The organism is Prescottella sp. GW823-FHT02E09, assembly GCF_058797375.1.
Window position 1 is genome coordinate 55,492 of sequence record NZ_JBXAJP010000002.1, and the last position, 11,804, is coordinate 67,295.

11 protein-coding genes are annotated in these 11,804 nt (G+C 69.5%); 4 read left to right on the forward strand and 7 right to left on the reverse strand.

From position 1 onward, the window contains the following. Positions 1-389: 389 nt before the first annotated feature. Together AC1RIF_RS04490 and AC1RIF_RS04495 are read right to left on the reverse strand one after the other, a co-directional pair. Positions 390-968 carry an ATPase gene (locus AC1RIF_RS04490; RefSeq protein ID WP_492600188.1) on the reverse strand — a complete coding sequence of 193 codons (579 nt, stop codon included), beginning with the start codon at positions 966-968 and terminating at the stop codon, positions 390-392. Continuing rightward, positions 965-1,342, reverse strand: a complete 378-nt coding sequence (locus tag AC1RIF_RS04495; protein ID WP_492600189.1) for a TA system antitoxin ParD family protein — start codon at positions 1,340-1,342, stop codon at positions 965-967. The genes AC1RIF_RS04490 and AC1RIF_RS04495 overlap by 4 nt, the downstream gene beginning before the upstream one ends. 208 nt (positions 1,343-1,550) lie before the next feature. Between AC1RIF_RS04495 and AC1RIF_RS04500 the strand changes: the two genes are divergently transcribed. Further along, positions 1,551-5,030, forward strand: a complete 3,480-nt coding sequence (locus AC1RIF_RS04500; RefSeq protein WP_492600190.1) for a universal stress protein — start codon at positions 1,551-1,553, stop codon at positions 5,028-5,030. Here AC1RIF_RS04500 and AC1RIF_RS04505 read toward each other — a convergent pair whose 3' ends face one another. Continuing rightward, positions 5,031-5,888, reverse strand: coding sequence for a universal stress protein (locus AC1RIF_RS04505; protein WP_492600191.1), 858 nt, complete (start codon positions 5,886-5,888; stop codon positions 5,031-5,033). Between the two features lie 109 nt (positions 5,889-5,997). On the opposite strand from AC1RIF_RS04505, the gene AC1RIF_RS04510 reads away from it, so the two are divergent. Then, a complete protein-coding gene (locus AC1RIF_RS04510; protein ID WP_492600192.1) occupies positions 5,998-6,975 on the forward strand; it encodes an Acg family FMN-binding oxidoreductase in 978 nt (325 codons plus the stop codon). On the opposite strand, the gene AC1RIF_RS04515 is transcribed toward AC1RIF_RS04510, so the two are convergent. The 3 genes from AC1RIF_RS04515 to AC1RIF_RS04525 form a co-directional block, all read right to left on the reverse strand. After that, positions 6,972-8,417 (reverse strand): bifunctional aminoglycoside phosphotransferase/ATP-binding protein, encoded by a 1,446-nt coding sequence (locus AC1RIF_RS04515; protein WP_492600193.1) that lies wholly within the window; start codon positions 8,415-8,417, stop codon positions 6,972-6,974. The two genes, AC1RIF_RS04510 and AC1RIF_RS04515, sit on opposite strands and share 4 nt — an antisense overlap. A 59-nt stretch (positions 8,418-8,476) precedes the next feature. After that, complete coding sequence (locus AC1RIF_RS04520; protein WP_492600194.1) at positions 8,477-8,647, reverse strand: zinc transporter permease; 171 nt, start codon at positions 8,645-8,647, stop codon at positions 8,477-8,479. Between the two features lie 101 nt (positions 8,648-8,748). Further along, positions 8,749-9,081 carry a hypothetical protein gene (locus tag AC1RIF_RS04525; RefSeq protein WP_492600195.1) on the reverse strand — a complete coding sequence of 111 codons (333 nt, stop codon included), beginning with the start codon at positions 9,079-9,081 and terminating at the stop codon, positions 8,749-8,751. A 172-nt stretch (positions 9,082-9,253) separates the two neighbouring features. On the opposite strand from AC1RIF_RS04525, the gene AC1RIF_RS04530 reads away from it, so the two are divergent. Further along, positions 9,254-9,592, forward strand: a complete 339-nt coding sequence (locus AC1RIF_RS04530) for an RNA polymerase-binding protein RbpA (RefSeq protein ID WP_114722367.1) — start codon at positions 9,254-9,256, stop codon at positions 9,590-9,592. A gap of 142 nt (positions 9,593-9,734) precedes the next feature. On the opposite strand, the gene AC1RIF_RS04535 is transcribed toward AC1RIF_RS04530, so the two are convergent. Further along, positions 9,735-10,997, reverse strand: a complete 1,263-nt coding sequence (locus AC1RIF_RS04535; protein WP_492600196.1) for a lipase family protein — start codon at positions 10,995-10,997, stop codon at positions 9,735-9,737. A gap of 435 nt (positions 10,998-11,432) precedes the next feature. Between AC1RIF_RS04535 and AC1RIF_RS04540 the strand changes: the two genes are divergently transcribed. Beyond that, positions 11,433-11,804, forward strand: a complete 372-nt coding sequence (locus AC1RIF_RS04540; RefSeq protein ID WP_492600197.1) for a chorismate mutase family protein — start codon at positions 11,433-11,435, stop codon at positions 11,802-11,804.

An 11,804-nucleotide genomic window follows, 5' to 3' on the forward strand; every position in this document is an offset into this window, starting at 1 on the left:
GGCATGCCGTGCCGTCATGCCGGCCACGATCGAACGCCGCGTAGTCGGTGCAACCGCGGTCGCCGACCTTTGTTCGAGTTGGCGCACGTTGGGCTCGAGGCGCGCCCGCGGAGACTGGCGTTCCGATCCCGGCCTTCTTCGTCCGTCACGTATCACGTATTCGGTATCCGAGTGGTTGGCGTATCTCGGCTTCCGCGACGACCTCGCGCGCGTTCGGGTATCCGGTGCGTTCGCCGGCAAGTCCCCTCACCCCAGGTGCCCCTGACGTTGTTTCGTCACAGTGATGAAACGGACTGGCTTCGTGGGGTGGATCCTTGTCGGTGCCTGATCCTGCTGTGGCTGGACGGCCTCGACGTGTGCGGCCGCGCATGTGGTCGGCTCCCTCCGAGTCAGCCGTGGGCCATTTCGGTCAACTCTGGCGGAGTCCATACGGGCCAGACGATCTCGCCGACCGGGTCTCCGTCGACGAACCGCGCGACGATCCGTGTGACGTCCGCGGCGGTGTTGTCGTACACGGTCGCGTGGTCGGCTCGGCCGATCGCGTCCACGACCAGTGACCACAGGCGTTTGAATCGCTCGCGGATCTTCTCCTCGGGCACCGAGTGCCCGCCCTCGACGACACGCTCGGCGACACGAGCGACCGACAGCTCGACCGGCACCAGGACGACGTGGAGCACGACGATGTACCCGGCGTCGCGGGCCCGGTCGATCAGCTCGAGCTTCGAAGGGTGCGAGAACACCGTCTCGGCGATGAACGACTCGCCCTGCTCGATCAGGGCGAGTCGGATGGTCGCTGCGATCTGCGCGGCCTCGTAGGAACGCTTTTCGGCGGTGTCGGGCCAGCGGTCTTTGGCGATGACGTCGGCGTTGACGAATACGCTGCCCGGCAGCAGCGGTGCGAGGCGTTGCTCGACGAATGTCGACTTGCCGGCGCCGTTCGGCCCGACGATCAGGTCGAGACGTCTCACAGAATGATCTGGGTGCCGTCAGGCAGGTGTTTGACGACGCGGCCCTGGTCGTCGAGCACGACCGATGTGCGGCCCTGGGCAGCGCGGTCGGCAACGTGATTGCCTGTGGCGAGCGACTCTTCGAGTGTGGCCGCGATCTCGGCGTTGAACACCGCACCTTCCTCGTCGGTGAGCGCGTTCAGCGGCATCCGGCCGGCGAGAGCGGCCTCGACGCGACGGCGAGCGATCCGCCGCTGGTTCGACACCTCGCGTCCCACGCGGGCCCAGTGCTCGAGCTGCTGGCGTGCCGAGCGGTGCTCCCGCTCCCCCTCGATCGAGGCCGCGTCGAAGAGCTCCGACGAGAACCTGGTGACCTTGTCGACGACCTCCGTCATGACTCCTCCTTCGAGGCAACGTCCACTTCGGGCGACATCGCCGAGACTATTGTAGCAATCTGCTACAGGAGTTCGTCGCAGGTGACAGCCCCACGAGCACCTGCCGGACAGGTGTACCCCGTTCTCCCGATGAGGCGCTGCCGATCGGAACGAGGGCCGCTACCTCGACCGCCGGGTGCGCGAATGTCCTGCGTGGGACAATGGCGCGGTGCCTCCCGTCGGTGCGACACCCGATTCCGGGTGCGCACTGTGCGCGCTCACGGAATCGGGCGACGGCGATGCGGCCTGGCTGCTGACGTATCGCGGGTACGACCCTGCCACCGAGGGCCTCCGGGAATCGCTCCTCACCCTTGCCAACGGCTATCTGGGCACGCGTGGTGCGCTGTCCGAGAGCCGCGCGGACGGCATCCACTATCCCGGGGTCTACGTCGCCGGCTGCTACAACCGGCTGGACTCGATGGTCGACGGGATGCGCCACGAGGACGAGAGTCTGGTGAACCTGCCGAACTGGACGGCGTTGACGTTTCGGATCGAGGACGGCGAGTGGCTCTCCCCCGGCGGCGATTTCGAGACGCTGCACCACCACGTCGGACTCGACACGCGCGGTGGACTGCTGCTGCGGGAGTCGCTGCTGGTGGACCCGCACGGTCGCCGAACGTGGCTGCGTCAGCGCCGCATCGTGTCGATGGCCGACCCGCACCTGGCGGTCGTCGACACGGTGCTCCGACCCGAGAACTGGTCCGGTCGGCTGACGGTGCGTTCGACGCTCGACGGTACGGTGCGCAACACCAACGTGCCGGACCTGTCGCAGTTCGCGGACCGGCACCTGGCAGAGGTGACGGTCGGGCCGTCCGGCGCGGACGTCGTGTGGCTGCGCGCCGAGACCAGCCAGTCGCGAGTACAGGTGGCTCTCGCGGCCCGGACGCGGGTTCGGGTCGACGGGATGGGGGTCGATCCCGAGCGCGCGCGCCGGTTCGAGGCGGACGCGATCAGCGATCGGATCGTGCTGGACGTGACGCCGGGACAGGCCGTCGAGTTCGAGAAGACGGTCTCGGTCTACACGTCGCACGATCGGGCGATCTCGGAGCCGGTGCTGGCGGCGCGTGAGTCGGTGCACAATGCGTGTCCGTTCGAGCGTCTGCTCGAGGACCACGCCGAGGCGTGGGCGTCGTTGTGGCGCAGGTTCGAGGTCGACCTGGGTTCGGACGTCCCCACCCGGCAGGCCGCGAACGTGCAGATATTCCATGTGCTGCAGACGCTTTCGCCGCACACCGCAGATCTGGACGCCGGTGTGCCGGCGCGCGGCCTGCACGGCGAGGCGTATCGGGGGCACGTCTTCTGGGATGAGATGTTCGTGTTCCCGTTCCTCAATCTCCGGCTGCCCGAGTTGACGCGGGCTCTGCTGCTGTACCGGTTCCGGCGGCTGGCGCAGGCGAAGCGATTGGCGGCGTCGCAGGGGCTGCGCGGCGCGGTGTTTCCGTGGCAGAGCGGCAGCGACGGGCGTGAGGAGACGCCGCGGGTGCTGTTCAATCCGCGATCCGGCCGGTGGATGGCCGACCACTCGCGGCGGCAGTACCACGTCGGTCTGGCAGTCGCCTACAACGTGTGGCACTACTGGGAGGCCTCCGCGGATCTGGGGTTCCTGGCGGCGTTCGGCGCCGAGCTGCTGGTGGAGAACGCCCGCTTCTGGGCGAGCCTGGCGGTGTACGACCCGGCCGCGGACCGGTTCGACATCCGCGGTGTGATGGGCCCCGACGAGTTCCATGACGGGTACCCGGACCGCCCCGGGGGCGGCATCGACAACAGCGCGTACGTGAATGTGATGACGGCATGGGCGGTGGCCCGGGCGTTGGACGCGTACCGGATTCTGGGTGAGAACGAAGCGGCCGGGGTCTGGGAGCGGCTCCGGATCTCCGACGAGGAGGTCGAGCACTGGGACTTTCTGCGTCGCAGGCTCCGGCTGTGTTTCCTCGACAACGGCCTGCTCAGCCAGTTCGAGGGGTACGACCGATTGGCGGAGTTGGACTGGGACGGATATCGGGCGCGGTACGGCAACATCGGGCGGCTCGATCTGATCCTGGAAGCGGAGAACGACAGTTGCATCCGCTATCGGGCGTCGAAGCAGGCGGACGTGCTGATGCTTCTCTACCTGTTCACTGCCGAGGAACTGACCGCGTTGATCCGGGACCTCGGCTATCCGTTCGATCCGGCGTCGATTCCGGATACCGTCGAGTTCTATCTCGCGCGCACCACGCACGGGTCCACGCTCAGCAGGGTCGCGCACGCGTGGGTGCTGACCCGCGGGAATCGGCGGGGGTCGTGGCAGATGCTGTGCCGCTCGCTCGAGGCGGATCTCGCCGACACACAGGGTGGTACGACCCGTGAGGGCATCCATCTGGGGGCGATGGCCGGGAGCATCGACATCCTCCAGCGGTGCTACTCGGGATTCGACATCCGTGGCGATGTCCTCTGGCTGCATCCGCAGCTCCCGACGGAGCTGCGGCGGCTCGAATTCGACGTCCGCTACCGCGGGCACTGGATACACGTCGCGTGCGATCACGTGGCGGTGACGGTGTCGACGCGGGCGAGTGCCGCCCCGCCGATCCGGGTCGACATCGACGGCGTGGTCCACGAGGTGGCGGCCGGTGAACGGATCACCGTACCGGTGGGGCCTGTACCGGGCGACACGCCGACGGCGCCCGTCGGTGGGGTGATCGGTGACAGTGTGGACCTGAGTGGTCCTGACCGCGTTCGTGAGGAGGCGCTCGACATGGATTCGGATGCGGCCGCACTGCCTGCGCTCGACGGGATCGTCGTCGGAGTCGACGAGTCCCCCTCGGCGTTCGATGCGCTGCGCTGGGCGGCGATGCTCGCGGGCCGGCGCGCGGCTCCCCTGCATGTGATGCACGCGCTTCCCAGTCCGGGCGTGTATCTGAGCGAGGCGGCCGTCCTGATCCAGGCGCAGTTCACGGAGAAGCTCGAATCGGAGGGCCAGGCGCTCCTGGGTCGCGCGCGGAGCGTGCTGGAGACCGAGTTCGCCGGGCTCGAGACGACGACGGCGACCTACCCGGGTCCGCCGACGACGGCGCTGCTCGATGTGAGTGAGGCAGCGGAGTTGCTGGTGCTCGGTGCGACGGGCTCCGGAACCGTCGGTGCGGCGCTGGTGGGTTCGACCGGGCAGCGGGTGGCCAACCATGCGCAGTGCCCGGTGCTGGTGTGCCGTGGTGGCCCTCCGGTGTACCCGGACCGGCGGCCGGTCGTCGTGGGTGTGGACGGCAGCGAGTTGAGTGTGCGCGCGGTCGGGGTGGCGTTCCGGTACGCGTCGGTGCTGGGGGTGCCGCTCGTCGCGGTACATGCGTGGGGTCCAGGCCGGCGGATCGAGCGGCACGGCGCGTTCCGGTTGGTGGACTGGCCTGCGGTCGAGGCGGGCGAGCAGGCGATCGTCGCCGAGAGCATCGCCGGGCACGCATCGGCGTATCCGGATGTGGAGGTCGAGTCGGTGCTGGTGCAGAGCAGTGCGGGACGGGTGCTGATCGAGCATGCGCAGCGGGCCCAGATGGTGGTGGTCGGCAGTCGCGGGCGGAGCCGGATCACCGGTGCCCTTCTCGGTTCGACCAGTCAGAATCTGCTGCACCACGCGCCGTGCCCCGTGATGATCTGCCGGGGGGCGCAGCGCGTCGAGCGGTGATCAGCGGGACCGGACCACCATCAGTGGGAGCGAGACGGTGCGGAGCAGCGCGGCGCTGGTCGATCCGAGTGTCATGCCTCGGAAGCCACCGCGGCCGCGGCTGCCGACGACGATCAACCGGGCACCGGCTCCGTGCATGAGCAGGTTGCGAGCCGGCCGGTCCTGCACGATCACCTGCCGCACCGCCACCTCCGGATACTTGTCCCGCCACGGCGCGAGCCGCTCGGTCAGGGCGGCATGTTCGCCGGCCGCGATCTCGGCCCACGCTCCGGTGTCCGGCCCGGCCGGTACGTCACGATCGGACCAGGCGTGCAGCGCGACGAGGTCGGCTCCGTGGAGGGACGACTCCTCGAACGCCGCCGCGGTGGCGGGTTCGCTCGCGGCGGTGCCGTCGACGCCGAGGATGACGGGGCCGTCGAATGCGGGTTCTCCGGGGCGGGGCCAGCCCGCGACCACGACGACCGGGCACGCGGCGTGCTGCACGACGGCGGAGGTCACCGAGCCGACGAGTCCGCCGGTGAACTCCCCCAGCCCTCGGGTGCCCAGCACGATCATCCGCGCGGTCGTCTCGTGTTCGATCAGCGCGTGCACCGGGGTCAGGGCCACCATCTCGGTGGTGGTCTCGACGGCGGGTTCGGCTGTGGTGTTCACCAGTGCGACCGCGTCGGCCAGAGCATGGTCGCCGGCGATGCGCAGGTCGTCCGCGAACGGTGACGACATTCCGATCCCGCCGGAGCTGACGCTGGTGACCAGGGTGAGGGTGTCTCTGCGGACCGCGGCCTCCTGAACGGCCCAGCGCACCGCGTCACGTGAACTCGCGGAGCCGTCGACGCCGACGACGATCGGGGAACTGCTCATCGGTCCTCCTTCGAGGTCGTGTCTTCGTTCCAGCTAACACCGGCGTATCGGCGGGCACAGCTGTTTGCGGCGTCTTGCCGCCCGGTTCGTGCGGGACGACACTTTGTTCATGACCGCCCGTACGGCTCCGGACGCGATCCGCGCCGCGGTGTCGACTGCGTGCCGGGCACCGTCCCTGCACAACAGTCAGCCGTGGTCGTGGGTGTTCAGCTGCGGCAGTCTGGAGCTGCACGCGGACCGCACCCGTGCGCTGCCGGTCGTCGATCCGTCGGCTCGGCAGATGGTGATCAGCTGTGGGGCGATGCTGCATCACCTCGAGGTGGCGGTCGCCGAGCATGGTTTCGGGGTGCTGATCGATCGGCTCCCGGATCCGGGGAACCCGTTGCTGCTGGCGTCGGTGGCGTTCGTCCCGGGCGGCGCGTCGGACCGCTCCCGGGCGCTGCGTGACGCGATCGAGGGGCGATGGACGGATCGCCGCGCCTTCGGTGCCCCGGCGTCGACCGCGCTGGCGGGTCTCGACGGGGTGGTCGCGAGGCATGCGGTGTCGATGGCGATGCTCGGTGAGGACGGGCCGAGTCGGTTGGCGGAGGCGACCCGTGTCGGGGCGGCGCTGCGCCGCCACGATGCCACCTACCATGCCGAGTTGTTCTGGTGGACCGGGCACACCGATGACGACACCGGTGTGCCGACGCGCGCGCTGCCCGACAGCGGAGCCGTGGAGGTGGGGCGCGGATTTCCGCACGGCACCCTGGAGTCGGTGTCCGGTCCGGACCGGGCGGCGCTGGCGGTGCTGGGCACCGATACCGACACCAGGCTGGACTGGCTGCGGTGCGGTGAGGCGCTGTCGGAGTTGCTGCTCGACGCGACCGCGCGGGGTCTGGCGACGTGTTCGCTGACCCATCTGACGGAGATCGCCGCCAGCCGCGAGATGGTGCGGGCGGCCGCCACAGCCGAGGGATCGCGGGGTGCGGGGACCCGATTCCCTCAGGTGGTGGTGCGGATCGGCGAGCCGTCCTCCGGCGACTTCGTGGTGCAGAGGACGGGTCGGCGCAGGCTCGACGACGTGTGGCGTGACGCCGGCGTCTAGCCGGACTCGGCCCCCCACCGCTCGACAGCGGCTCGGATGGACCGCTCGACGGTCCGGGTGGTGTCGATGTCGGTGACGCCGGGCCAGGGGTCGGCGTCGTCGGACATCGCGATCGCGACCGCCGGGGTGGCCTCCGAGTCCGGGTCCCGCGTGCTGGCGGCCCGTTCCCGCAGGCGGGTGGCGGCGACGTCGGCGGGTACGACGCAGCGTAGGGCGACGACGTCGGCGTAGGCCTGCGCCGCGATGTCGACGGCGCGCTGCCGCAGGGCCTGGTCGCTCCACGACGCGTCGAGCACGACGGACCGGCCGTGCGTCAGTGCCTGCTGTGCGAGTTCGAGCATCGTCGAGTAGACGAGCGCCGTCGACTCCGGCGAGTAGCGGCCGGCGCGATAGCCGGGTGAGGGTTGCGCGGCCCGTTCGTCGGCGAACATCTCCCGCCGGATCCGGTCGCTCGACAGCAGCACGGCGCCGACCGTGTCGGCCAGGTGGGTGGCCACCGTCGACTTTCCGGTCGCCGGGAGACCACCGACGAGCGCGATGCGGACCGTTCCCCGCGCGAGGTGTGATTCGGCGAGTGTGAGATGGCGGTGTGCGTCCTGCGCGGAGTCGTTGCGTCCTTGGAGGTACCGCACGCAGTCGACCTTGGCGCGCATGAACGCCCGGTAGGCGATGTAGTGGTGTTCCAACGAGGCGGGCGGGGTGTCCCCGATCCGCACGGTGTAGCGGTGCAGCAGTCTCGTCGCGAGGTCCGGCCGCCCGAGGAACTCGAGATCCATAGCGAGGCAGGCCGTGTCGTCGAGCCCGTCGACGTACCGGAGCGTGTCGTCGAACTCGAGGCAGTCCAGGATGCGGGGTCCGTCGTCGAGGCAGAAGATGTCGTCGGCGAGCAGGTCGGCATGCCCGTCGACGATCCGCCGCTCGGCGATCCGGGCGGCGAACAGCGGTCCACGTCCGTCCAGGTAGCGGTCGACGGACCGGCCGAGGCGGTCGAGCCGCTCCGGGGCGAGGACGTTCCGGTCGAGCCCGAGTGTCTCGCGAATGTTGTTGTGCCAGCGCCGTCGCACCGCGTCGGCGCTGCCCTCGCGGTCGATCGTGGGACCGCGGTCAGCGGTGCGGTGGAAGTCGGCGACGATGTCGGCGATCGCGTCGATGCGCGCGCCCTCGGCACCTGCTGTGCGCGCCGCGGTATCCGGTGCGGCCACGATCGTCGACAGTCGTGCCTGCTCGGGCATGCGCCGCATCACCACCAGTGGCTCGCCCGCTCCGCCGGCCGGGTCGCCGAGTTCGGACACACCGAGATAGACGTCGGGCGCGAGCCGGCGATTCAATTCCACCTCGTGCTGACACGCCGCACGGCGGGCGGCGAGGGTGCGGAAATCGAGGAACTCGGTGCGGATCGGCTTCTTGGCCTTGTACACGCGATCGCCGAGAAGAACGACCACCCCGGAGTGTGTTTCGCGCAGTGCGGCGAAGGGCCGATCGGGCGCAGACTCCAACGAGGTCAGCCCACCTCGCCGTGCTCGTCGTAGTGGCCCTCGTGTTCGGCATGCCGGTGACCGTCGTGGATGTAGTCGACGTGATCGCCGTGTCGAACGGCCTCGTGGCCACAGTCCTTGCCGTGGACGTGCGGGTGATCTGCCGGGTCGTGCGGATGGTGCTCCGGGGTCGTCATGTCGGTTCCTTTCGGTCCGCTCCACGCTGACACCTCCCACCGTAGTGGGGTTCACGGCACCGGGACACCGCTTCGGGGCCGGGTCGGGTGGAATCGCGGAGTCAGCGGAATCGTTCGGCGTCGCGGGCCATCCCGACAAGTCGTGCCGCTAGGTCACCGAGTTCGGCGTGCTCGGCGTCCTCGGCGATCGCGGTCGCGACGTCCTCCGCCGCGCAGCGCAGCTCGAACATCCGGTCGGACAGGGCCGAGGCCTCCTCCGCGGTCAGCACCACCGCGTCGACCGGAATGGACGTGCCCTTGACCGCGTTGCGCTGCTCGTAGGCGCGTTGGCGGCACGATTGGCGGCAGTAGCGGCGCCGACGTCCGATCCCGACGGGGGCCACCTCGCGGCCGCACCACACACAGGATTCCGGTCTACGGGAAGCTACGGCCATGGACGCACACCTTACTGCGGGCCGTACGGGTCTTCCCGGTAAGATAGGGCGGCCGCATCCACGTGAGTCTCGGGAACGATTCGGGATTCCGGGACGTTGTAGAGGGTTGTGAACGCTCGGTGCGCCGCCTATGGCGAACTGGCGCGGCGGAAGAACGAGGAGAGGACACCCCATGGCAGATCGCGTACTTCGAGGTAGCCGACTCGGAGCGGTGAGCTACGAGACCGACCGCGACCACGACCTGGCGCCCCGCCGCATGGCTCGTTACCGGTGCGACAACGGCGAGGAGTTCGACGTCCCGTTCGCCGACGACGCCGAGATCCCCGGCACCTGGCTGTGCAAGAACGGCCTCGAGGGCACCCTGCTCGAGGGCACCGCGCCCGAGGCGAAGAAGGTCAAGCCTCCGCGCACCCACTGGGACATGCTGCTGGAGCGTCGTTCGGTGGAGGAGCTCGAGGAGCTGCTCAAGGAGCGTCTGGACCTGCTCAAGGCGAAGCGGCGCGGCGCATAGTCCGCCAGCGCGCGCGAACACTTCGGCGGCGCCGCCACGGATCTTTCCGTGGCGGCGCCGCTGTCTGTTCCGGCGGTCGTGCGAGCGTTGCCGCACCCGAGCGTGTTTCCCGATGGAAACGCTCGCTCGCCGGCACGGCCGGTCAGCAGTTGCTGGGTGCGGGCTCCCCGCGGAACCGGGCGTCGAGGTAGTCCAGGGCGCGCGGCGCGCCGAGGACGGCGGTGGTGAGGTGGTCGGGGCTCGGGAACAACTCCGATTCGACCTTCGCACCGGCCCGGCAGTAGCGCTGCACGGTCGCGACGATCGAGTCGACGGGGATCAGCGCGTCGGTCGGGCTGTGCCATTCGTACAGCGGCGCCGTGGGCACGCCCGGATAGCGTTCGATGCTGTTGTCGTCGAGCACCGCCTCGGCGGCCGGGCTGGTGAGCAGTTCCGTGGTCCGGGAAATCTCTGCCGCACTGTGACCCGCACCGGTGGCGAGGATGTCGTTGGTGCAGGCGTTGGCGACCGCGTTGCGCATCGCGATCCCTTTGTCGTTGAGTTGTTCGCTGATGGGCAGCCGGTCGGGATACTCCCGCTCGAGTCCGATCGCGGCCGCGAGCGCCAGCCCGAACGCGGGGTGGGGTGCGGTGCCCAGGGCCTGCGCCATCTTCCCGATGTTCATCGGCGCACCGCCGGAGGCGACGCCCACGATGTCGAGTTCGGGCGCGTACGACGGCGCGAGGGCCGCCGCGAACGAGGTGGCCATGCCGCCGCCGGAGTACCCCGCCAATCCGATCGGGCTGTCGGTGAGCCCCAGTTCGGGGACGCGTTGCACCGCGCGGACGCCGTCGAGGGTGATCTGTCCGCCCAGTCGGGCCGCGCCGTACGCGCTGGTGGGACCCAGGTGGTCGGGCAGGGCAACGGTCCACCCGCGCGCCAGCGCGACGTTGAGGGCCGGGGCCTCGCGGATCATCAGATTCGGATCGCTGGTGTAGAGCGCGCGCGACGGGGCGCACGTGGCGCCGAGCGCGTTGATGATGTGCTGGAGCGACAGCAGGGGGCCGTTCGGTTGCCGGCCGTCCGGCGCGAGGACCGTCGTGACCGCGGCGATCGGCAGGTTCTCGGAGTTGGTGGACCGGAACTTGATCTGCCACACCGACGTGTTCGGGAACTGCGGCAGCGGGGGCATGCGGCGGGCCGCGAGGACGTCCCCGGGCGCCTCCGCGGCCGCTGCGTCCTGCTGACTGTAGAACGGGTCGGGATCGGCGACCGGATAGATCGGTGACGCGGCGGCCGCCATCGGTGCGAGGACGGTCGCGCCGCCGATCGCGAGGGCTGCGGCGAGCGCTCGGCCGCGGTTCGTGGCGGGCAGTAGCCGGGACAGCAGTAGGTGTGGCGCTCGCGCCAGGAACGGCATCGACATCCCTCCCCAGGAGTCCTGTAGTCCCCCGACTACATTCTCGAATTGTGTGTTATCGCCGAATTGCGCGTTTCGTTGAATACGGGAATGCGCTACGGCCGGGGTTATTCGACCGGCCGGCGACTCAGCCTATGCGACTTCGTCGGGGAACCGCTCGAATCCGGTGAACAACATTGCGCGACGGATGAATTCGCGTCCGAATACAGCACGATCGGATGCGACGCAATCGAATCCGGAAACAGTGGCGCTGGTCGTGACCGCACCGTCACCGAACTGTTCGAGGCGCCCGCGGGACGGGCATCCGATATGCGGTAAGGATTCGCCTCGCCTAGTCGCCCGTGACATCATGAAGGGAACGCACACAGCTAGCGGATTCGGCTGACGCGATGGCTCGAAGAACTACCGCGCCGGTCCCACAGACGTAAGGCGAGGTGGCGCATGGACGACACCAACGGCTCGGCGAGAGCCGACACCGCAGGGCCCCATCCGGGAAGCATCGCTACCGACCAGCCGGGACTGGTGCGGTTACGGGCCGAACTCGACGCCATCGACCGTCGACTTCTCGAGGACATTCGGGACCGGATCGACGTGTGCGTTCGGATCGCCGAGGTGAAGCGGCATCAGGGGATCCCGATGATGCAGCCGGGTCGGGTGAACCTCGTCCAGGCGCGGGCCGAGGAGTTCGCCCACGCCAACGGGTTGTCCCCTGATTTCCTGCGCGGGCTGTACGACGTGATGATCGGTGAGACGTGCCGCGTCGAGGACATCGTCATCGGCTCGGACGGCGACGCGAACCGTGCAACAGGCTGA